At 59.1% G+C, this 20,623-nt stretch carries 20 protein-coding genes; 8 read left to right on the forward strand and 12 right to left on the reverse strand.

Annotation, left to right across the window (positions count from 1 at the left end; translation table 11 throughout):
• Position 1 precedes the first annotated feature (1 nt).
• The gene (locus tag C7964_RS08420) at positions 2-709 is read right to left on the reverse strand and encodes a GntR family transcriptional regulator (protein WP_110279208.1); all 708 of its coding nucleotides are present in this window, start codon (positions 707-709) and stop codon (positions 2-4) included.
• Between the two features lie 104 nt (positions 710-813).
• Here C7964_RS08420 and C7964_RS08425 point away from each other — a divergent pair, with 104 nt between their 5' ends.
• The 6 genes from C7964_RS08425 to dctP all read left to right on the forward strand — a co-directional run bounded on the left by C7964_RS08425 (position 814) and on the right by dctP (position 6,716).
• Positions 814-1,971 (forward strand): LLM class flavin-dependent oxidoreductase, encoded by a 1,158-nt coding sequence (locus tag C7964_RS08425; protein ID WP_110279209.1) that lies wholly within the window; start codon positions 814-816, stop codon positions 1,969-1,971.
• On the forward strand, positions 1,971-2,861 hold the full coding sequence (locus C7964_RS08430) for an aldo/keto reductase (RefSeq protein WP_110279210.1): 891 nt from the start codon (positions 1,971-1,973) through the stop codon (positions 2,859-2,861). The genes C7964_RS08425 and C7964_RS08430 overlap by 1 nt, the downstream gene beginning before the upstream one ends.
• Positions 2,861-3,364: a flavin reductase family protein gene (locus C7964_RS08435; RefSeq protein ID WP_110279211.1), complete on the forward strand. Its 504-nt coding sequence runs from the start codon at positions 2,861-2,863 to the stop codon at positions 3,362-3,364. Before C7964_RS08430 ends, C7964_RS08435 begins: the two co-directional genes overlap by 1 nt.
• Before the next feature lie 106 nt (positions 3,365-3,470).
• Complete coding sequence (locus tag C7964_RS08440; RefSeq protein WP_110279212.1) at positions 3,471-4,067, forward strand: TRAP transporter small permease; 597 nt, start codon at positions 3,471-3,473, stop codon at positions 4,065-4,067.
• Positions 4,067-5,638: a TRAP transporter large permease gene (locus C7964_RS08445; protein ID WP_110279213.1), complete on the forward strand. Its 1,572-nt coding sequence runs from the start codon at positions 4,067-4,069 to the stop codon at positions 5,636-5,638. Before C7964_RS08440 ends, C7964_RS08445 begins: the two co-directional genes overlap by 1 nt.
• A gap of 22 nt (positions 5,639-5,660) precedes the next feature.
• Complete coding sequence (dctP, locus tag C7964_RS08450; protein WP_110279214.1) at positions 5,661-6,716, forward strand: TRAP transporter substrate-binding protein DctP; 1,056 nt, start codon at positions 5,661-5,663, stop codon at positions 6,714-6,716.
• A 55-nt stretch (positions 6,717-6,771) separates the two neighbouring features.
• Here dctP and C7964_RS08455 read toward each other — a convergent pair whose 3' ends face one another.
• A complete protein-coding gene (locus tag C7964_RS08455) occupies positions 6,772-7,356 on the reverse strand; it encodes a PepSY domain-containing protein (protein ID WP_110279215.1) in 585 nt (194 codons plus the stop codon).
• Position 7,357: 1 nt separating this feature from the next.
• Positions 7,358-8,620, reverse strand: coding sequence for a PqqD family peptide modification chaperone (locus tag C7964_RS08460; protein WP_110279216.1), 1,263 nt, complete (start codon positions 8,618-8,620; stop codon positions 7,358-7,360).
• Positions 8,621-8,749: 129 nt separating this feature from the next.
• Between C7964_RS08460 and C7964_RS08465 the strand changes: the two genes are divergently transcribed.
• Positions 8,750-8,989 carry a hypothetical protein gene (locus tag C7964_RS08465; protein WP_146214840.1) on the forward strand — a complete coding sequence of 80 codons (240 nt, stop codon included), beginning with the start codon at positions 8,750-8,752 and terminating at the stop codon, positions 8,987-8,989.
• 307 nt (positions 8,990-9,296) lie between these two features.
• On the opposite strand, the gene C7964_RS08470 is transcribed toward C7964_RS08465, so the two are convergent.
• On the reverse strand, positions 9,297-9,797 hold the full coding sequence (locus C7964_RS08470; RefSeq protein ID WP_502693558.1) for a tetratricopeptide repeat protein: 501 nt from the start codon (positions 9,795-9,797) through the stop codon (positions 9,297-9,299).
• A 33-nt stretch (positions 9,798-9,830) separates the two neighbouring features.
• Between C7964_RS08470 and C7964_RS08475 the strand changes: the two genes are divergently transcribed.
• The gene (locus C7964_RS08475; RefSeq protein WP_110279462.1) at positions 9,831-11,084 is read left to right on the forward strand and encodes a cytochrome-c peroxidase; all 1,254 of its coding nucleotides are present in this window, start codon (positions 9,831-9,833) and stop codon (positions 11,082-11,084) included.
• A 70-nt stretch (positions 11,085-11,154) separates the two neighbouring features.
• Here C7964_RS08475 and C7964_RS08480 read toward each other — a convergent pair whose 3' ends face one another.
• From C7964_RS08480 to xylF, 8 genes are all read right to left on the reverse strand, one after another.
• Complete coding sequence (locus C7964_RS08480) at positions 11,155-12,342, reverse strand: glycerate kinase type-2 family protein (protein WP_110279218.1); 1,188 nt, start codon at positions 12,340-12,342, stop codon at positions 11,155-11,157.
• Positions 12,332-13,543, reverse strand: a complete 1,212-nt coding sequence (locus C7964_RS08485) for a hypothetical protein (protein ID WP_286163849.1) — start codon at positions 13,541-13,543, stop codon at positions 12,332-12,334. The genes C7964_RS08480 and C7964_RS08485 overlap by 11 nt, the downstream gene beginning before the upstream one ends.
• Positions 13,540-14,454 carry a hypothetical protein gene (locus tag C7964_RS08490; RefSeq protein ID WP_286163850.1) on the reverse strand — a complete coding sequence of 305 codons (915 nt, stop codon included), beginning with the start codon at positions 14,452-14,454 and terminating at the stop codon, positions 13,540-13,542. The genes C7964_RS08485 and C7964_RS08490 overlap by 4 nt, the downstream gene beginning before the upstream one ends.
• Before the next feature lie 105 nt (positions 14,455-14,559).
• Positions 14,560-15,861 (reverse strand): xylose isomerase, encoded by a 1,302-nt coding sequence (xylA, locus tag C7964_RS08495; RefSeq protein WP_110279220.1) that lies wholly within the window; start codon positions 15,859-15,861, stop codon positions 14,560-14,562.
• Positions 15,858-17,297: a xylulokinase gene (gene xylB / locus C7964_RS08500; protein WP_110279221.1), complete on the reverse strand. Its 1,440-nt coding sequence runs from the start codon at positions 17,295-17,297 to the stop codon at positions 15,858-15,860. Before xylB ends, xylA begins: the two co-directional genes overlap by 4 nt.
• Complete coding sequence (locus tag C7964_RS08505) at positions 17,297-18,046, reverse strand: ATP-binding cassette domain-containing protein (RefSeq protein ID WP_110279222.1); 750 nt, start codon at positions 18,044-18,046, stop codon at positions 17,297-17,299. The genes xylB and C7964_RS08505 overlap by 1 nt, the downstream gene beginning before the upstream one ends.
• Complete coding sequence (locus tag C7964_RS08510) at positions 18,046-19,311, reverse strand: sugar ABC transporter permease (protein ID WP_110279223.1); 1,266 nt, start codon at positions 19,309-19,311, stop codon at positions 18,046-18,048. Before C7964_RS08510 ends, C7964_RS08505 begins: the two co-directional genes overlap by 1 nt.
• Before the next feature lie 91 nt (positions 19,312-19,402).
• The gene (gene xylF, locus C7964_RS08515; RefSeq protein WP_181417136.1) at positions 19,403-20,431 is read right to left on the reverse strand and encodes a D-xylose ABC transporter substrate-binding protein; all 1,029 of its coding nucleotides are present in this window, start codon (positions 20,429-20,431) and stop codon (positions 19,403-19,405) included.
• Between the last annotated feature and the right edge of the window lie 192 nt (positions 20,432-20,623).

Raw genomic sequence — 20,623 nt, forward strand, 5'->3', positions numbered from 1 at the left:
CTTAACCTTTGCCCATACGAGAGATGTAGTTGGCGCGCTTGGCGTCATACCAAGTGCGCGAAAATTCTGCGGGGTCTTTGGCGGCGGTCAGGCTGACCCGCTCGATATAACCCGCAGGTGCGCCGGGGCGCAGATGAAAGGCGGCTGGCGCCCAATCGGGCACCACATCAACGCCGATCCGGTCTTCGACCGATGCAATCACCACACCCAGTTCATGGCGGTAGAAGTGATAGAGCGAGTCCGACAGATCCGACACAGCGATCCGGTCACGTGCCGCCCCATCCAGCCAGATCTCTTCCAGCGCGACCAACACGCCATCCAGCGACCGCAAACGCCTGATCCGGTGACCCTGCGGATCACCACCCAAGCGCGCAAAGCCCATCGGCTTGGCCAAGCGATCAACAGACAGCACCTTTGCAGTCGGCAAACCACCCCCCTTGAGCAGCTCCAGCCGGAAAAACGCATAGACCGAATTCACCGCAGGGCGGTGGCGCACATAGTTGCCCGACCCCTGCACACGGTCCAGCAATCCCTTGGCCTCGACATCTGCAAGCGCCTTGCGCAACGTCCCCACGGCCACGCCCAATTCATCCGCCATCTCGCGCTCGGGTGGTAATCGCGCACCATCCGCCAGATGCCCCGCGGCAATCTCGCGGATCAGCATTTCACTCAACTGAATGAACTTCGGCAGTGCAGAGGTTGTCGCCATGGCGGCACCTCCCCGAGCCGACACATGAAAATTGATACACTATTGTTGCACAGATATTTGCGTGCTAGGCAAGTGGAAACACGATCTTCTGGGGAGGAGAATCAATGACCATCGTGCCCATCACCAGCCCCGATCTGGATGCTGTGGAAGTGTCATGGTTTTCCGCGCTCTGTTCGGACGATTACCAGTTTCTGGGCGTGCCTGACGGCGAACTGCGCTCCTCATGGGAGCACTGCCGCGACATCGCACTCACGGCTGAAAAACAAGGGTTCCGCAACATCCTCGCCCCTTCGTCCTATCAGGTCGGTCAAGACACGCTGTCCTTTGTCGCAGGCATGGCCCCGCTCACCGAAAAGATCAATTTCCTCGCCGCGATCCGCTGTGGCGAAGTGCAACCGATCATGCTTGCCCGCACCATCGCGACACTCGATCACATGCTCAAAGGGCGCCTGACGCTCAACGTCATCAGCTCGGACTTCCCAGGCGAAGTCGCAGACAGTGCTTTCCGCTATAAACGCAGCCACGAGGTTGTTGAAATCCTGCGTAAATGCTGGACGCAGGATGAAGTCAGCTATGACGGCGAGATCTACCAGATCTCCAAACTCACCACCGATCCCGCCAAACCCTATCAGCAGAACGGCGGGCCGCTCTTGTACTTTGGCGGCTACTCGCCTGCGGCTCTCGAACTTTGCGGCGCGCAATGCGATGTCTATCTGATGTGGCCCGAAACCACCGACATGCTGGAACAGCGCATGAAAGACGTGCACGCCCGCGCGGCCGAACATGGCCGGACACTCGACTACGGGCTGCGCGTCCATATGATCGTGCGCGATACCGAAGCCGAAGCGAAGGAATACGCCGACTACATCGCCTCCAAGCTGGATGATGAATACGGCAAACTGATCCGCGACCGCGCCCATGACAGCATTTCGCTGGGTGTCGCACATCAGTCGAGGGCCCGCGAACTGGCGGATAAATACGGTTACACCGAACCCGGTCTCTGGACCGGCGTAGGCCGCGCCCGTTCGGGCTGCGGTGCGGCATTGGTCGGCTCGACCGATCAGGTCATGTCCAAAATCGAAGCCTATCAAAAGATGGGCATCCGTGCTTTCATCTTTTCGGGCTACCCGCATATCGACGAGGCCGAACACTTTGGCGCGCGCGTTATGCCGCATCTGAAAACCTGCTCGCTGCCCCACGCTTACGGGCGTGTCCCGGCCGAAACACCCGCAACACCCCTAGGAACAGGACCCCGCCGTTAATGACCCGTATCTCGATCACCAACGACCTTTCCTTTAGCCGTATCGTCTATGGCATGTGGCGTCTGGGCGATGACAGCGACACGTCCGTGGCGCACGTTCAGGCCAAGATCGAGGCCTGCCTTGAACAAGGCATCACGACGATGGATCAGGCCGATATCTACGGCGGCTATGAGGCCGAAGAGGTGCTGGGCGCAGCACTCAAAGCAGCCCCTGCCCTGAAGGACCAGATCGAGATCGTCACAAAATGCGATATCGTGGCCCCCGCAGGGCGCTATGCGGATGCACGGGTGAAATACTATGACACCAGCCGCGCGCATATCCTCGCATCCGTAGATCATTCCCTGCGGCTGATGAACATCGACAAGATCGACACCCTGCTGATCCATCGCCCCGATCCGATGATGGACCACCATGAAACAGGTGCCGCACTGGATGAGGTTGTGGCCTCTGGCAAGGTCCGCTCGGTCGGCGTGTCCAACTTCAAACTGCACGACTGGACCCTGCTGCAATCTGCGATGAAAACGCGGCTGGTGACCAACCAGATCGAACTGTCGCTGACCGCGCATGCAGGGTTTACCAACGGCGATGTGGCCTACCTGCAAGAGCGTAATATCCCCATTATGGCATGGTCCCCCTTGGGCGGTGGCAGCCTGATGACAGGCACAGGGGCAGCCCAGGACGCGCTGGCCAAAGTGGCGGCCGAGAATGGCGTAGACAATGCCACCGTCGCAGTGGCATGGTTACTGGCGCATCCGGCAAACATCATGCCGGTCATGGGCACGAATAATATCAATCGTATCAAATCACTCTCGGACGCTTTGAAAGTGAATATGGACCGTGAAACATGGTTCGAACTTTACACAGCCGCACTCGGCACAGAGGTACCATAATGGACGCAGGCACGATCGCCACATTCGACCCCAGCACCGACAGCGACAGCTTTCGCGGTGCCTTGGGCACCTTCGTCACCGGTGTGACCATCATCACCACCGATAGCCCTGAAGGACCTGTTGCTATCGTCGCCAACAGCTTTGCCAGCGTGTCGCTCGATCCGCCACTGGTGCTGTGGTCGCCTGCAAAATCATCCAAGCGCTTTGAACATTTCGCCGGCTCGCGCCGCTTTGCCGTACATGTTATGGCGGCGGACCAGCGCGATATCTGTGCGGCCATCATCAAATCCAAGACCGCGATCAAAGACGTACCAACGCATCTGTCGCACTGCGGCATGCCGATCATCGAAGGCGCGCTGGCCACGTTCGAATGCAATCTCGAGGCCACACATGACGCTGGCGACCACGTGATTGTCGTAGGCCTTGTCACCAAGGCCCACCACCGTGGCGGCGATCCGCTCGTCTTTCACGCGGGAAAATACGGAGAGTTCAGCGCGACCTGATCTTATCATTTTGCCCTAAATATTCTGGGGCAGCCGCAGCATGCGGCGGGGGCAAAGCCCCAAGAACACAAGGGCGCAAGCCCGCACATAAACAGGGGAGGAGCCGATGTCGGTCCTGTTTGGTCTTTTATGGCCGCTTGAACGGTTCAACACCGTGGTCCTTGCCATCGGCAAGGTGATCGCGGTGATCGCACTCGCCATCATGGTCGCGCTGATCCTGGGGCAGGTCTTCTTCCGCTATGTGCTCAGCGATGCCCCGAACTGGACGGAAGAAGGCGCGCGCTTCGGGATGCTCTGGATGACAGGGCTGATGGCGCCGCTTGCATTCCGCATGGGCGGGTTTGTGTCGATCGACATGCTTGAACGCGCCCTGCCCCGCGTTGTCTCCGGCCTGCTCACGCTGCTGATCCTCAGCATCGCCCTTTGGGTGCTTGTCATCGCGTGGGAACGCGGGCTGAACAACCATGTCCAGACGCTTTCAGGGCGCGGGTGTTCGTCCTCGCTGCGCTGGCCCTTCGGGATCGAGATCGGTAAATGCGGTGCCAAGTTCCAGAACAACTATCAATATGCATCGCTCTTTGTGGGGGTGAACCTGCTGATCCTTGTGAATGTGGAACTGATCATCCGCCAGATCATCAAGCTCTTGGGCCAAGGCGACCGCCTCACACCGCTCAATGCCGATGACTTTCAGGGAGCCGACTGATGCTTTTATGGTTCCTTCCCCTTTTCCTTGTCCTGATCATGATCGGCCTGCCAGTGGTCTTTGCATTGCTGGCCTCGCCTTTCGCGCTGATCATGCTCGAAGGCGACAACCGCAACGTCGTCGCAGGGCTTTACCGCAACCTTTACAACGGCATGGACAGCTTTCCACTGATGGCACTGCCTTTCTTCATGCTGGCAGGCGAGATCATGAACCGTGGCGGCATTACCCTGCGGCTGGTGGAATTCGCGCAGGCCTTCATGGGCCATTTGCGCGGCGGTCTGGCCCATGTGAACATTCTGTCATCCATGCTGTTCGCGGGCCTTTCCGGTTCTGCCGTAGCAGATACCTCTGCCATCGGCTCCACCATGATCCCCGCGATGGAGAAAAACGGCTACACCCGCAAATTCGCCGCCGCGATCACCGCCGCCTCATCGGTCATCGGCCCGATCATCCCGCCATCGGGCATCATGATCATCTACGCCTATGTGATGGGCGAAAGCGTGGCCTCGCTCTTCCTTGCGGGTATCTTGCCGGGCATCATGGTCGGCGTCGGGTTGATGGTGATGGTCCGCCTGATGGCCGACCGCTATGACCTGCCCAAGGCAGAGCGGATCGTCACCAAGAACCAGACGATCACGCCGATTGAATACTGGGTCAGCTTTGCGCTCGTGCGGATCAATCTGGCAGGCCTCCTGATGGCGCTTTACGCGGGGCTGTCGGGCCTGGTTGGTCTGTCTTCAATCAATGACGCCGGCGACAAGGTGCATAGCCTGAACCTCTGGATCGTCTTCGGCCTGCTGCTGATTGCCGCCCATTTCATGCTGATGGGCTACCGCAAGCGCGTGACCCACGATTTCCGCATGGTCTGCAAGAAGGCCATCGCGCCTCTGCAAACCCCCATCATCATTCTGGGCGGCATCCTTGTGGGTGTCTTCACCCCGACCGAGGCCTCTGCCGTGGCGGTGGCCTATGCGCTGATCGTGAGCTTTTTTGTACTGCGCTCCATGAAGTTGCGCGATCTGGGCGAGGTGCTGACGCGTTCGGCGCTGGCCACCTCGGCGGTGCTCCTGTTGGTCGGGGCGGCGGTTGCTTTCAAGACTGTCGTATCCCTGTCATACGCCCCGCAGATCCTCAGCGACTATATCCTGTCGCTGTCAGAAAACCCGCTGATGCTCTTGTTCCTGATCAACATCCTGTTGTTTATCGTCGGCATGTTCCTCGATGCAGGCCCCGCGATTATCATTCTGGGGCCAATCCTCGGGCCGATCTTTGTGGATCTTGGCGTGCACCCCGTCCACTTCGCCATCATCATGAGCGTGAACCTGACCGTGGGGCTGGCAACGCCGCCCATGGGGCTTGTGTTATTCGTGGCCAGTACCGTGTCGGGTGAACGGGTCGAGACCATTGCCAAAGCGATCCTGCCATTTCTTGCGGTGGAAATCCTGGTGATCTTCCTGATCACCTATATTCCCGCCATTTCCATGACAGTGCCATACCTTGCAGGCTTCTTGGGCTGCGGCCCCGAAGTCGGGTTTAGCGCCTGCATTAGCCCACCACCGGGCATCAACTAACAGCATCAACAGGGAGAGAATAATGCTGAGACAGTTCACAAAAATCGCGGCCACCGCCGCACTGCTGGCGACCCCGCTGGCGGCCTGGGCACAGGATTTCACAATCCGCGCCACGGCCAACTCGAACGAGAACGACGAGGACTATGATGGTCTGGTCGTGTTCAAAAACTACGTAGAAGCGGCCTCGAACGGACGCATTGCCGTGGAACTCTTCATCGGCACCCAGCTGTGCGCGACCGGTGCGGAATGCCTCGAAGGTGTCTCTGAAGGCTCCATCGACGTCTACATTTCCACATCCGGCGGTGCCGCAGGCATCTTCCCCTATGTGCAAGTGCTTGACCTGCCTTACCTGATGTCATCCGACCGCGTGGCCGAGGCCGTTCTGTCAGGTGATTTCGTCCGCACCCTGCGCGACAAGGCGCTTGAGGACAGCGGCAACACCGTGCGCCTGATGACCGTCGGCAACACCGGCGGCTGGCGCAACTTTGCCAACACCGAACGCCGCGTGCAGGGGCCAAGCGATTTGGCCGGCCTGAAACTGCGCACCGTTGTGGCCGATCTGCCTGTGCAACTGGTCGAAGCCATGGGTGCCTCTGCGACACCGATCCCGTGGCCGGAACTGTTCACATCGCTGCAAACAGGCGTTGTTGAAGGTACAGCCAATGGCATCACCGACATCATGGGCATGAAGTTCCCCGATGCAGGCCTGCAATACCTCACCTTGGACGGCCACTCCTACATGGGTGCGCTGTGGTGGATGAACAACGACAACTTCCTCGCGATGCCAGAAGACCTGCGTCGCGTTTTGGTTGACGGCTTCTCTGCGCTACAGCAGGCAACCTTCGCATCCCCCAAGCGCAAATCCATCGAAGCCTACGAGGCCTTCGTTGCAGGTGGCGGCGACATCTATGTGCCAAGCCCGGAAGAGAAGGCGGCCTTCGCAGAAGCCGCAGCCCCCGTATATGCATGGTTCCGTGAAAACGTGGACGGCGGTAGTGAGATGCTGGACGCGCTGATCGCAGCCACAGCCGAGGTCGAGGCCGAACTGGCCGCCGACTATGCCAGCGACCTGAACTAAGGTCCGGCACGGAAAAAACGAAAGGCCGCTCCATCGGGGCGGCCTTTTTTGTCGGCTATACTTTCAAGCCAACCGCCCGTCTGAAGCGGCGCGCCCGTGGCAGCCAGAACAACAGCAGGCCCGTGAGCCCGAACAGCACCATCGATATTGCCGTAATATCAGCCAGCCAGCTCGCGAACCTTCTGTCAAACCACCCCCGCGTATGGATGCGTTTGAAAATCGTGGACCAATAGATCTTGCTGTGCACTTGTGTGCCATCCGGGGCAAAGGTCTTGCGGGTGAAATCTGTCTTCACCCAGTAATGTCCTGTATCAGCGGCCACGATCACGCTGCCATCGTCATGTTCAAACTGAAAGGCCGCAAACCCGTGATAGTCGACGCGTTCAGCCTCGGCCAACGACGCATCAGGCCAAGAACGTCCTGCAATCAACGCCGCCGCATCGGCATCAACAGGGGCCGCCCCCACCCATGCGCGCAGACTGCTTTCCTCGAAAGCGGCAGGCTCCAGCACATCCAGGATCATCCGCGCATGGTTGAGGTAAAACCCAGTCGCACCGATCACGATGATCCAAGGCAACAATATCACCCCCAGCCAGCCATGCAGGCTGCGCAAGGTTTTGAGAACTTGGGCTTTGGTCATTTCAGACCTCCATTTGTCTTGTTGAGCAAGGCGCGATCAGCCGTTCTTGCCATAAAAATTCCAATGCACCCGCAACATCCGCGCGCAAGCGTTCGGCAGGGACGTCCCCGTATAGCTCTTGCATGACCTCAGCCATCTCGGCACCGGTCAGCCCTTCATCCAGCAGTGTCCAGATGATCGCAGAGACCGGGTTCAACCGATGGATCGCGAAACCGTCGCCGTCGGCAAGATACAAAGCAGTGCCGGTCTCAAGGGCCGTAAAATCCGGCAGTTTTGCAAAGTGGCAATCAAGATCAACCGGCCTGTCTACCATCACATCCGGAAGGTCGAGCGGCGCCAGCGGCAAGGTTGCAGACATATCCGCCTCGGCCATCTGCGCTGCAGGCAAATCACGCAAGAGCGGGGTCTCATGCAAAAGCGCCGCTGCGTCCTCAACGCTGTTATAGCGCAACCGCAGCACAGGCACCGTGCGGGTCAATGCCTCCGCCACCCGCAAAATGGCCCCGGCATGCACCTGACGGCCAAAATTCTGTGTGACCAGCGAGGCCATCGCCGCTTCTTGGGTCACTGGCGTCAGCGACGCAGGCTCTGTCATCGTCGGATCGCCCTCAAGCACAACAATCGCACCAACCGGTGCGGTCGTGCCTGATTGCGGCAAATCAATACCCGTCAGATACCCGTATTGCTTATTCCGCACGGCAATCCGGTCCATGATCCAACTGTGCAATGTTGCAGAGAGGTTATCCGGCAAAGGCAGACGCAAACGCGGCGCAATGCCATTGGCGATCCCGCTGATTGCACCGGTTTGCGGCGTGACCTGTAAGAGGACAAAATCATCAGAGAAGACCGCATGCCCCCGCTGTGCCAGCGTCGCGGACAATAGGCTTTTGCCGGCACGGCGGGCATTGGGAAAGATCACGAGGCGGTCGTTGAAAGTGAGCGCAGCAGCATGCAGGCACAAGAGATCCGGACGACTGCGCAGGCGTTCCCACGACATTTCGACCACAAGATCACAGATCGCGTTTACCGGATCATATTCGGTGACCGGTTTGGCCGCCAGCGGCGCTTCGAGCCGCCACTTACCCGTCTCTGCCGGACTGATCGTTGCAAACGCAGCGGAGGCTGGCGGGTCATTTTCGGTCACGGTGAAGGGCCAAGCCGCCATCACCGGATCCAGCAAAGGACGCACGACAGCAGGATTGGCAACACGCAAGGGTGTATCCAGACCGGCAAACCCAAGAGACTGGACTGGACTGTCAGCCATGGCAAAGCGGCCCCTTTGCAGGGGCCGCGATATGGGTCAACCTGCCCACACGGGTCAGACTGACCAAAGCGATGTGTAAGGACACATTCATCTTAGTCGGGCGTGCAAACCTTTCCGTTGGAATTGTATGTGCTGCCATCCCAGCTTGTCCCCGCAGCGCAACCATTCGCATCGGTGGAAGAGTCACTTGGTCCGGAAGACATGCTTGGTGTGCTCGGGCTGCTTGGTGAGCTCGGGTTGCTTGGGCCACTGGGGTCACTTGGTGCGCTGGGGTTGCTCGGTGCGCTTGCCGGGCTGTTGGAGGAAGGTGCAGAGGCCCCGTCCGAAGCATGCGCCATCGACATCGTTGTAAATGCAGGAACCGTATAAGCGGCGGCGGCCAAGCCACCGATCCGTGTCAAAAGCTGGCGGCGTGAAACTGAAGTTGTCTTGTCTGTCATCGTATCCTGTCTTTCTTTTCTTTGTCCTCGGTACGGTATTGCGCACCTTGGCGTGAAGTATTGCCACTCGAACGCGGCAGGTGAGTGCGACCACCTTGGCCCCAAAAAACAGGGCCTCTCAATCGAGCAAAGGTTTAGACCAGCGAAATAAACCGAAGGTATATGCAGGTCTTCACGCTCTTTGCGCCACTGAAAACAAACAAAAATCCTGTTTTTGTTGGGAAATATCCACCCATTCAGCGAAACGGATACATCCAGCCTTTGTAGTCATCAATCAGCACTTCCGCCCGCGCGCGTTCTTCCGGCGTCAGACGCGGGGTGATCAATTCCAGCGAATCCAGCGCATCAGGGTCCCCGCCTATTGCCGATAATGCGTACCAAAGATACGCTCTCACCATATCAGGCGCGGGGATGCCCCGGCCCACTTCATAGTACCACCCCAAGCCGGATTGTGCGCCAGGATGCCCTTTCAAAGACGCCCGCAAGTACCAGTCAAACGCCCGCTCGTCATCGCGTGCAACGCCCAGGCCAAGCGCGTACATGACACCGATCAACTCTTCAGCCTCGGCGTTGCCGGACCGCGCATAAACCTCAAAGAGCGCGCGCGCCTCGGCATAGTCGCCCGCCTCCATCAGATCGCGCGCCACTTCCATATCGGCCTGCGCAGGTGCCGCAAAAAACAACAAGGTTGCACAAATGTATGTACAGGTTGTGTACAGGTTGTGTACGCGTTCCATACAGCAGTCCTCGGGCTCTTTCTGGGCACCAGTCTGGCGACGGCACAGGGGATAAGCCCCGATGATTACATCCAAGTCGACCCGGATCAAGCCCGCATCGGCCAGCTTCTCTTTTACGATAAGATACTGTCAGGAAACAAGAATATCTCCTGCGGGACCTGTCACCATCACGATCACGCAGGCGGTGACGGCCTCTCGCTCGGGATTGGCGAAGGCGGCATCGGCGTCGGCCCCGAGCGCACCGCCGGATCAGGGCCAGACGCGATCCGCAAACGCATTCCCCGCAACGCGCCAAGCCTTTGGAATCTCGGGCATAATGACATTGAGACGCTGTTCCATGACGGCCGCCTGACGCGCTCGGATATCTACGGCAACGGCTACGATTCCCCCGCCGAGGAATGGCTGCCTGCGGGCCTTGATAACCTCGTGGCTGCACAGGCACTTTTCCCCATGGTGTCGCAATTCGAGATGGCCGGAAACCCCCGCGAAAACGAAATCGCAGGCGCCACTCATGACCGCATTGATGTGGCCTGGCCGATCCTTGCAAAACGCGTCCGCACGATCCCCGCTTATGGCGACATGTTTGTCCAGGCCTTTGACCACATTGAAGAACCCGCTGATGTGACCATTGTGGAAATCGGCAACGCTTTGGGCGCTTTCATCATCAGCGAATGGCAATCCTACGATAGTCCCTATGACAAATGGCTCGCGGGCACGCCACTGCCCGAGGACGCCGAACGGGGCCGTCAACTTTTCTTCACGGGTCGCTGCGCATCCTGTCACGCAGGGCCGCTTTTTACCGATCAGAGTTTCCATGCGATCGGCCTGCCCGCTTTCGGCCCCGGGCGCACGCGGCCCTGGGACCAGATTTCACGCGATGTGGGCCGTATGGCCGAAACGAACCTGCCACAGGATGCCTATAAGTTCAGAACACCCTCATTGCGCAATGTGGCCTTGACCGCGCCCTACGGCCACAACGGTGCCTATGCCACATTGGACGGTATCATCCGCCACCACGCCGACCCCATGGGCACGGGTGCGGCATGGACACCGGCACAAGCTAACCTGCCCGAAGTCCCCTGGCTCGCCGCGGCTGACTTTGCGATCCGTCAGGACCGTTTGGAAATGGCCCGACAATCCGCCGCGATCGACATGCGCCCCGTTGCTTTGACCGAAGCAGAAATCACAGACCTCATCGCCTTTCTGAACGCGCTGACCGGCGAAACCGCCCACACCCGCCCGATGGGCCGCCCTGACAGCGTCCCCAGCGGCATCCCCGTCGATTGAATTCACTACACCCTGTTATTATTGGCCCGAAAATATCCCCGCCGGAGGCTCCGACACCGCCGTAGAGTGCCTAGCCCCGCCGGATCATCACCCCGAGGTCGGCCACGTTGGTGCCCGTCGCATCTGTTATCAGAAGATCACCCGCAGCTTTCAGCGCGGCATAGCTGTCGTTATTTGCCAACAGCCTGTCCAGATTACCAATCCTGCCAAGAGTATCTTGATCGACAATTCCCCCCGCTGCATCGGTCGGCCCGTCACGGCCATCACTGCCCGCTTGCAGGCAGGTCCAGTCTGTCCAGCCGCGCAGCGCGGCCTCCTGCGCGATCCGCAACGCCAGTTCCTGATTGCGTCCCCCGCGTCCCGTACCGCGCAGAACGACGGTGGTTTCACCTCCCCAGACCGTCGTACCGACAACCGCCTGATCACAAATCATCCGCGCAGCATCGGCCACATCACCGGTGACCGGTGTTGCAATCATATGGGCTGCGGGGGCTGCATCTTTCATCGCGGCCACGCTTTTCCCGTTCGACCCCACCAATATATTGCGGGCCTCCGGCAAGGGTGCGGGCGGTGCTGCCTGCAGCAAATGATCACGCACGACCTTGGGCAGGTCCTCCCACAACCCATGCGCCTGCAACAAAGCAATCGCCTGTCCGGCTGTCCCGATCGGTCCAACCGTCGGACCGCTCGCAATGGCCGAAAGATCATCGCCGATCACATCTGACAGGATCAGCGCCGTTACTTTCGAAGGGGCCGCATGACGCAGAAACCCGCCACCTTTCAGGTCAGACAACTGCTGGCGGATCAGGTTCATCGCCACGATATCAAGACCCGATCCCAGCAGAAGGTCATTCACCCGTGCTTTATCCGCAAGGGTCAACGCCCCCGCCGGCGCAGGCAACAGAGCTGACCCGCCCCCCGATATCAGCGCCAGCACCGGACCCTCCACCGCATCCAAGGCTGCAATTACGGCCTTCGCTGCCGCTGCGCCGTTTTCATCGGGCACGGGATGCCCAGCCGCCATCACCACTGCTCCATCCAGATCACTGACGTTCTCGTAGTTCGTCACAACGAGGCATTTCACACCTGCAAACCGCACCAAGGCCGCCTTGGCCATCGACCGCGCTGCCTTGCCGACCGCGACGATCAAGGCAGGAACAGGCACGTCGTCCACAGCTTCCGAAACCGCCAGATACGGATCGGCCGCCTTCACGCCCGCCTGAAAAATCCGCAACACCTCCGCGCGGTCATCCTTCATCACGATCCCCTTTCCTCATGGCTATCAGAGCCGCCATACGCTGCACGATCTGCAATTCCAACTCTGCCGAAGGCGACGCGCCAAGCGAAGGCATCGCCAATGCGACCAGCACCCTTGGGCGCGAAGCCGCCAACATCACATGGGTCGCAGAATAGCGCGCGAACAGATAGGCGATATGATCATCGGCCACTGGTCCCAGTTGCGGCGGGTCGCTTCTGCGCAAGACGGGGGCGGCTGCGAAAATCCGGTCCAGCACATCATCCTGCAAACCCTGCAGGCTCTCTTCGCTGACGACAACCGCGCCTTCCACAAGCGGATGGTCTTGCAGATCGCGCAGGAACGTCATCGGATCATCGGTGCGCGCCACAGCCAGCTGGCGCAACAAACCAACGCTTTGTTCTTCCAGACGCAGCGCGCGGGCATCATTCAGGATCGCCACGACAAACAGGGTTGTCATGATGGCGGCAATGGAAAGCAAATATCCATCGCGCCCCAATTGCGCAAAAGCGGCAATCATCGCCCCCACGCCGCAAGCCGCCCCGACCATAACGGCGAGGTTCACAAGCGTTGCGCGATGCCCGAGATGCGGTCGCCCCAAGCCGATGGCCAGCCAGCACAGGATCAGCACCCCGAGCGCAGAGAACTGGATCGGCAAACCGATGGAGAGCAGCAGAAAATCACCCGCCGCAAGCGGAATGAACAGGATCAGCGACAGCCCCAAGCGCACGACCATTGCGTTTTCGGTGACAGATAACGAGGCCTTGTCGCGACTTATGATCAGCCACCCCGACAAAACGAAGCCCAGTAACTGAAATCCCAAAAGCGCAAACAGCCGCGCGGGATCAATGCTGCCTGAATACCACAGCGAAGATACCGCAAAGACCACAGCCCCGCCCCCGATCACCGCCTTGACCAATGGCGGCGCGTGGCGGCGCAACAAGCCCTCGGTCAGGATCAAGACCGCCAAAGGAATGATTGCAGCTCCAAGCAGGGTGAGAATACGAAACGCCTCAATCCCTGTGAGGATCATCAGCGCGCGCCCAGCAAAAAGCACCATCGTGACCCGCACGCCAAACAGAAACCGCCGGTTGATCGGATCATCGCGATCACGGCGCGTCAGCACGGTTTGCAACACAAAGAGCCCCGTCAACGCCGCCGCAGACAGGAAAAGCTGCGTCATGATCGTGGCGGCGGCAATCATTTGTTGCGCCGCGTATATGGGCGCAGGTGCCCCCATTCCTGCGTGCTATCGGCCCAATGGATCGCTGGCAAAACAATACGTCTGAGCGCCACGATCCCCCCTGTCAGCAGCAATCCGATCACCGCGGATTTCGGCACTTCGCGTGTCAGGTATGTGCGCATAGCGGCCACATCCATCTGACCCAATTGCAGCACATCATCGCCACGGGCATAGTCCAGTGCCTCTTGGCAAAAGGCGTTATAGCGCGCATCGCGGTGCTTGGGCGCGCTCTCCCATGTCTTTTTCAGATCATCGGACCCGCCCGTGTAGGCATCGGTAATGACAAAGCGCTCTTCATCAAAACCCGCGTCTGCGCCCACTCCGAAAACATGCCGCCGGGTGGCCATGATCTCGCGCGCAAGGAGCAGGTGTGTCAGCGTGCGCCGCCCCTTGTTCGGGCTGGGCCAGACATCGGAAAACATCTCGCTGACCATGCCCACGACAGCGGGGACTTGCGTGACGTTGGAGACCCAGACAGGGCGGAACTGGCGGCGGAAAAAGATCAGAAAACAGGTCAGACCATAAAGCACCCATGACAGGTTCTTGGATCGCTCGTCGGGGTCCACCATAACCAGACCGAGATGCAAGACTTCAGTCGGGTGCGGGGCCGTGTCCAACTTCATTACCGCCAGAGCGTTAAATGCAACAGGGGTGCCATCGCGGCGCGAGACCAGCGTGATAATCACCGCTTCCATCCGCGACTTATCCCCTGAAAACACGCCATAAGTCAGGCTGCCCGCATCGAGCGTGCGCGCCGCCACTTGGCGCAGATCAGCGCTCAGCGCGGAAAGGGCGGCCTCATCCATCCACACCCCGGGACACTCGACAATACGGACCTCAAAGTCGGCACCGGCGCGCAATGACACATCCATGTATCTACGCCCGAGAGTTCTGAAAATTGTGCCGATCACGCTGTCACACCTCTGCCGCCCGCAGCCACGTTAGGCACGGGCGGCAGGCGGCACAAGAGCGCGGGATCACAGGTAGCGGTTCACCAGATTTTCCAACCGCTCCTGACGGCCGGAACGGGGTTCTGGGTTGATGCCCTCGGCCTGCACCTTGGCCGTGATGCTGTCCAGATCACTGGCCAGCAGCGCCTTCCCTTCGGCGGTATCCCAACCTGCATAACGGGCGTTGCGTGCAGCCTCAAGTTTGCCGTCCTCCAGCATCGCCGCAGCCGCTTTCAGGCCCGCCGCACAGGCATCCATCCCGCCCACATGCGCGAGGATCAGATCCTCTGCATCCAGCGACTGCCGGCGCAGTTTGGCGTCAAAGTTCGTCCCGCCTGTGGTGAAACCACCGGCGCGCAGCACTTCGTAATAGGCCAAGGCCATCTCGGGCACATTGTTGGGGAACTGGTCGGTGTCCCAACCGGACTGATAGTCGTTGCGGTTCATATCGATCGAGCCGAAAATCCCCAATTCGCGCGCCAGGGCCAGCTCATGTTCAAAAGAATGGCCCGCAAGGATCGCGTGGCCCTGTTCGATGTTCATCTTGACCTCGCCCTCAAGACCAAAGTCTTTCAGGAAGCCATAGACCGTCGCCACATCATAATCATACTGATGTTTTGTGGGTTCCTGCGGCTTTGGTTCGATCAGGATCGCGCCTTTGAAACCCATCTTATGTTTATAATCTACAACCATCTGCAACATGGCCCCCGCCTGCTGGCGTTCGCGGCCCATGTCGGTGTTCAGCAGCGTCTCATAGCCTTCACGCCCGCCCCAGAGGACATAGTTCTCGCCGCCGAGCTTCATCGTCGCATCCATGCAGGTCTTGATGGTGGCCGCCGAATAGGCAAACACATCAGGGTCAGGGTTCGTGGCTGCCCCTGCCATGAAGCGGCGGTGCGAAAAGAGGTTCGCGGTGCCCCACAGCAGCTTGACGCCGGTCGCCTCCATCTTCTCGGCGAAGTAATCGACAATGGCCTCAAGGTTCTTTGTGCTCTCGGCAAAGCTCGCCCCTTCGGGCCGCACATCGGCGTCGTGGAAGCAGAAATACGGCACGCCAAGGATCTGGAACATCTCGAAGGCCACATCGGCCTTCATCCGCGCGGCATCCATGCTGTCGCCGAACCATGGACGGTCGAAGGTCTGTCCACCGAAAGGGTCGCCACCGGGCCATGCAAAGGAATGCCAATAGGCGGCCGCAAAACGCAGATGGTCCTTCATCGCCTTGCCCATCACCACCTCGTCGGGGTTGTAGTGGCGGAATGCGAAATCATTGTCTGTCGACGGGCCTTCATAGGTGATGGCGGGGATGCCCTTGAAAAAATCGGTCATGTCAGTCCTTTCAACGCGCCATAGCTAGCGCGGTATCTTGTGTGCGCCTCGTGAAAGGCGCCGGTGAGTGAGGGTTCAGGATCAATCGTGCGGGCAATTTGCGGGGCGATTGCAATCTCGACCCCTGCACCAGTTGCAGCCATCATGCCAAGGCGGGCCGCGCCGAATGCACCGCCAAAATCACCTGCGACAGGCAGTTGCACCGGCATCTCCAGAGAGGTCGCGATCGCTTGTACCCAATAGTCCGATTTCGACCCGCCCCCGACCGCGATCAGGCGGTTGATCTGCGTGCCTGTCGCCGACAGCGCGTCAAAGCAGTCGCGGATTGCGTGTGTGACGCCTTCAAGCACAGCCCGCGTCATCGCCACCTGATCGGTGCCGTGGTCCAGATGCAGGAACGATCCCCGGATGTTGGCATCATTATGTGGTGTGCGCTCGCCGCCCAAATAGGGCAAAAACAATGTGCGCCCGGGAGGCTGCAACTCCCCGAGAACACCCGTCAGGGTGGCCGAGGGTTTATCCGTGATCCTCGCAAACCAGTTCAGCGCATCGGCGGCGGCAAGGATCACACCCATCTGGTGCCATGTATCCGGAAGGGCGTGACAGAAGGTGTGCACAGCTGTCGCCGCATCCGGCTGATAGGCATCCGAAGCCGCAAACAACACGCCAGAAGTGCCCAGCGACACAAAAGCATCGCCCGCTTTGACCACACCGACGCCCACGGCACTCGCGGCATTGTCACCGCCGCCACCTGCCACAACGACACCTTTGGGCAGGCCCCAGCGCTCGGCCAGCTTATCGCGCAACTGCCCCGATACCTCAGAGCCTTCGACCAGGCGTGGCATCTGCGCACGCGACATGCCGGTCGCGGCCAAGAGATCATCCGACCAGTCGCGTTTACCGACATCAAGCCAGCTTGTGCCTGCGGCATCCGACATCTCGGCCACGGCCTCACCCGTCAGCCAAAGGCGCAGATAGTCCTTGGGCAAGAGCACACGGGCCGTTTTTGTAAAAATTTCCGGCTCGTGTCTGGCCACCCAGACAAGTTTCGGTGCGGTGAAGCCTGCAAAGACGATATTGCCCGTCAGTTCACGGAACCTTGGATCGGCGTCCAGCGCTGCCGCTTCCACAGCCGCGCGCGTATCGTTCCACAGGATACACGGGCGCAGCACCGCATGATCGCGGTCCAGCAAGGTCGCACCATGCATTTGCCCCGACAAACCGATGCCGCGCACCTGCGCCAATGAGACCTGCCCAGCGAGGGCCTGCATGACGGCATCTGCGGTATCCAGCCACGCCGCAGGATCCTGCTCTGACCAACCCATCTGAGGACGTGCCGCAGTCAGTGGCGCTGTCGCTTCCGCGATAATCGCCTGACTATCGTTGATCAAAACAGCCTTGAGACCCGATGTTCCCAGATCAAGGCCAATGAACATTAGGCGGCCCGTTTGGGATTTTTGCCCATGATGATCATTGACAGGATATCATCCTCGGTCACGTCCTCGACGCGCTCGGTCCCGATCAACTGGCCGTTCTTCATCACCGACACACGGTCGCAGAGTTCCATCATTTCACGCGTGTCGTGGCTGATCAGGAAGATGCCCAGACCTTGCGCTTTCAGCTCTTTGATCAGGTCCGCAACCATCGCCGTTTCATGCACACCAAGTGCCGCAGTCGGTTCGTCCATGATCAGGATACGCGCGTTGAAATAGACCGCACGGGCAATTGCCACGGACTGGCGCTGGCCACCGGACAACGAGCGGACGGGTTCCGAGAAACGCTGAAAGTTCGGGTTCAGACGCGCCATGATCTTGCGCGATTCCGCTTCCATCGCGGTATCATCCAGCAAACCGAACTTGGTTGTGATCTCACGACCCAGGAACAGGTTCGAGGCCGCATCCAGGTTATCCGACAAGGCAAGTGTCTGATAGATCGTCTCGATATTGTGCATACGCGCATCAATCGGGCTGTTGATTTCAACCTTCTTGCCGTCGACAAAAATCTCGCCGGCGTCTTTCTTGTACGCACCCGAGAGAATCTTGATCAGCGTCGATTTACCCGCCCCGTTGTGGCCCAAAAGGCCCACAACTTCGCCCGGCATCACGTCAATAGACACATTGTCGACTGCTTTGATCCCGCCAAAATGGATCGAAATATTGCGCATTTCCAAAAGTGGGGTGCTCATTATGCGTCTCCTGTTTTACGGCGGTAGATGATGTCGATCCAGACAGCGATGATGAGAACGCCACCCACGATCATGTTCTGCAGTGGTGAATCAACGCCCACCATGCCCATGCCTGACACGAGTGCCTGCATGATCAATGCGCCAAGGATTGCGCCATAGATCGTGCCGACGCCCCCTGCCAGTGCGGTACCACCGATGACGGCCGCCGCGATCACGCGCAATTCGTCCAGCTCACCCAAGGATGATCCGGCAGATCCCAGACGGGCCGAGGCGATGACGGCAGCGATGGCTGTCAGCGCGCCCATCAGGGCAAAGACCTTGACCGTCAGCAAACGCGTATTGATGCCTGACAGCTCTGCCGCGTCTGGGTTGCCACCCATCGCAAAGATATAACGGCCAAAGCGCGTTTTCTTGGCGATGATCGTCATACCGATGGCGACAGCCAGAACGATCAGGACCGAGATGGGGAAACCGTAGGCTTCGGTATAGCCTTCGGGCATCTCGAGCCCTTCGCTTTCAAACCGGCGCTGCAAGATGCGTGTTGGCACCATATAGGCGTTCATGATCGCGGTGACTCCGCAAATCGCACCCACAAGGATCGCGCCCAGCGCATACTCGGCCCACATCGGTTTGACCGCAAAGCCATGGCTGATGTGTTTGCGCCGTGTGTTGATCAGAAAAAGGATTGTCAGAATGGATCCAACGATCGCCAGCGCCCAGCTTGCCGTGACACCAATCGTACCGGTCGCACCGCCAAGCATGATGAAATTGGGATCAAGCGGTGAAATGGTTGTGCCCTTGGACACCCACCAAGCACCACCGCGCCAGATCAACAGGCCGCCCAAGGTGACAATAAAGGACGGGATCAGAAGGTAACCGATCAACCAGCCTTGGAACGCGCCAATAGCAGCGCCAAGCAAAAGGCCCGCAAGGACAGTAATAATCCAGATGGAGGGACTGCCGAAACCGACGATATCAGGCAGGATTTGCACCTGAATGACACCCATGATCATGCCCACGATCCCCAGCAGGGACCCGATGGACAGGTCAATGTTGCGGGTCACGATGACAAACACCATCCCCGTGGCCATCACCGCGACCGATGCGGTCTGCAATGTCAGCGTAAACAGGTTGCGCGGGGTCAAGAACGTCCCCCCCGTTGCAACGTGGAACACCAGCGCAATGATGACGAATGCGCCGATCATGCCCAAGAGCCGCGTGTCGATTTGCAATGTTTTGATTAGCTTACCAAGTCCGCCAGACATTGGTTCCCTCCCCTTTCAACCCGTGGCAGGGTTGGCTTGTAAGAAAGCCCCACCCGACACTGCGGATGGGGCCTTTGTTTGTAGGTTCAGATTATTCGCAGACTGCGAGGCCTGTCACACCCTGGCAGAGCACGTCTTTTTCAATCCAGCCAGCTTCCAGAACAACGTCCAGGTTGTCTTGCGTGATTGGCAAAGGTGCCAGCAACATGGAGTTCACTTCAACACCTCCGGGTGATGTGAATGTGGCAGACCCTTCGATGTCAGCCATAGCTGTGCCATTGGCCAATGCAACAGCGATTTCGCCTGCATTGCGGCCCAGCGCACGGCTGTCTTTCCAGACCGATACGGTCTGTGTACCCAGTGCTACACGGTTCAGAGCTGCGTGGTCGCCGTCCTGACCGGAGACAGGAATACCGTCCATACCCTGAGAGGCCAGAGCCGCAACAACACCGCCGGCCATGCCGTCGTTGGAAGACACAACAGCGTCAACTTCGTTGTTGGTCTGTGTCAGGATCTGCTCCATGTTGCGCTGTGCGTTCGCAGGCTGCCAGCCATCGGTGTATGTCTCACCAACGATGGTGATCGCACCGCTGTCGATGGCAGCTTGCAGCACCTCTTGCTGACCGCCACGCAGGAAGTCGGAGTTCGGATCGGTTGGCGAGCCCTTGATCATGACGTAGTTACCCTCGGGCGCCAGATCGAACACGGCACGCGCCTGCATCCGGCCAACTTCGACGTTGTCAAATGTCAGGTAGAATGCGCGCGGGTCTTCGATCAGACGGTCATAACCGATGACAGGAATGCCGGCAGCTTCGGCAGCATCAAGTGCCGGGCCGATGGACGCGCCGTCCTGTGCAAGGATAATCAGGGCATCAACACCCTGTGTGATCAGGCTTTCAACGTCGGCCAGCTGCTTTGTAGCGGACGACTGCGCATCGGCAGACAGGTAGCTAGCGCCAGCGGCTTCCAGCGCACCAAGCATCGCTGCTTCGTCAGTTTTCCAGCGCTCTTCCTGAAAGTCCGACCAGCTTACGCCGACAGTGATGCCGTGGGCGTCAGCAAAGGCAGACGTGCTGAAACCGGCAGCCACAATTGCTGCCGCGATAACGGATTTATGCATGTTTTCCTCCCATAGTGTGCCCCATGCATTGGGGCGTGGGCCATTTGACCCTACGGTCGTTAGAATGACTTATTAAATTCAGTTGTCAAAATAAAAATTGACGCGAATTGTGAAAAAAACGCTTTGAACACGCAAAATTTTTAGGCACTGTACAAAAGCGAGCGAATTTTAGGATGCGCGGCAGGCCTATTA

Origin of the sequence: Loktanella sp. PT4BL, from assembly GCF_003201935.1 — a bacterium.
GTDB lineage: Bacteria > Pseudomonadota > Alphaproteobacteria > Rhodobacterales > Rhodobacteraceae > Yoonia.

What these genes read in the sequence shown, in the direction of transcription:
- C7964_RS08430 (WP_110279210.1), top strand. Translation starts at nt 1,971, where the DNA reads ATGACCCGTATCTCGATCACCAACGACCTTTCCTTTAGCCGTATCGTC.
- C7964_RS08445 (WP_110279213.1), top strand. Translation starts at nt 4,067, where the DNA reads ATGCTTTTATGGTTCCTTCCCCTTTTCCTTGTCCTGATCATGATCGGC.
- C7964_RS08480 (WP_110279218.1), bottom strand. Translation starts at nt 12,342, where the DNA reads ATGAAGGATGACCGCGCGGAGGTGTTGCGGATTTTTCAGGCGGGCGTG.
- C7964_RS08425 (WP_110279209.1), top strand. Translation starts at nt 814, where the DNA reads ATGACCATCGTGCCCATCACCAGCCCCGATCTGGATGCTGTGGAAGTG.
- xylA (WP_110279220.1), bottom strand. Translation starts at nt 15,861, where the DNA reads ATGACCGATTTTTTCAAGGGCATCCCCGCCATCACCTATGAAGGCCCG.
- C7964_RS08460 (WP_110279216.1), bottom strand. Translation starts at nt 8,620, where the DNA reads ATGGCTGACAGTCCAGTCCAGTCTCTTGGGTTTGCCGGTCTGGATACA.
- C7964_RS08490 (WP_286163850.1), bottom strand. Translation starts at nt 14,454, where the DNA reads ATGGATGTGTCATTGCGCGCCGGTGCCGACTTTGAGGTCCGTATTGTC.
- dctP (WP_110279214.1), top strand. Translation starts at nt 5,661, where the DNA reads ATGCTGAGACAGTTCACAAAAATCGCGGCCACCGCCGCACTGCTGGCG.
- C7964_RS08435 (WP_110279211.1), top strand. Translation starts at nt 2,861, where the DNA reads ATGGACGCAGGCACGATCGCCACATTCGACCCCAGCACCGACAGCGAC.
- C7964_RS08510 (WP_110279223.1), bottom strand. Translation starts at nt 19,311, where the DNA reads ATGTCTGGCGGACTTGGTAAGCTAATCAAAACATTGCAAATCGACACG.
- C7964_RS08505 (WP_110279222.1), bottom strand. Translation starts at nt 18,046, where the DNA reads ATGAGCACCCCACTTTTGGAAATGCGCAATATTTCGATCCATTTTGGC.
- C7964_RS08470 (WP_502693558.1), bottom strand. Translation starts at nt 9,797, where the DNA reads ATGGAACGCGTACACAACCTGTACACAACCTGTACATACATTTGTGCA.
- C7964_RS08440 (WP_110279212.1), top strand. Translation starts at nt 3,471, where the DNA reads ATGTCGGTCCTGTTTGGTCTTTTATGGCCGCTTGAACGGTTCAACACC.
- xylB (WP_110279221.1), bottom strand. Translation starts at nt 17,297, where the DNA reads ATGTTCATTGGCCTTGATCTGGGAACATCGGGTCTCAAGGCTGTTTTG.
- C7964_RS08420 (WP_110279208.1), bottom strand. Translation starts at nt 709, where the DNA reads ATGGCGACAACCTCTGCACTGCCGAAGTTCATTCAGTTGAGTGAAATG.
- C7964_RS08485 (WP_286163849.1), bottom strand. Translation starts at nt 13,543, where the DNA reads ATGATTGCCGCCGCCACGATCATGACGCAGCTTTTCCTGTCTGCGGCG.
- xylF (WP_181417136.1), bottom strand. Translation starts at nt 20,431, where the DNA reads ATGCATAAATCCGTTATCGCGGCAGCAATTGTGGCTGCCGGTTTCAGC.
- C7964_RS08455 (WP_110279215.1), bottom strand. Translation starts at nt 7,356, where the DNA reads ATGACCAAAGCCCAAGTTCTCAAAACCTTGCGCAGCCTGCATGGCTGG.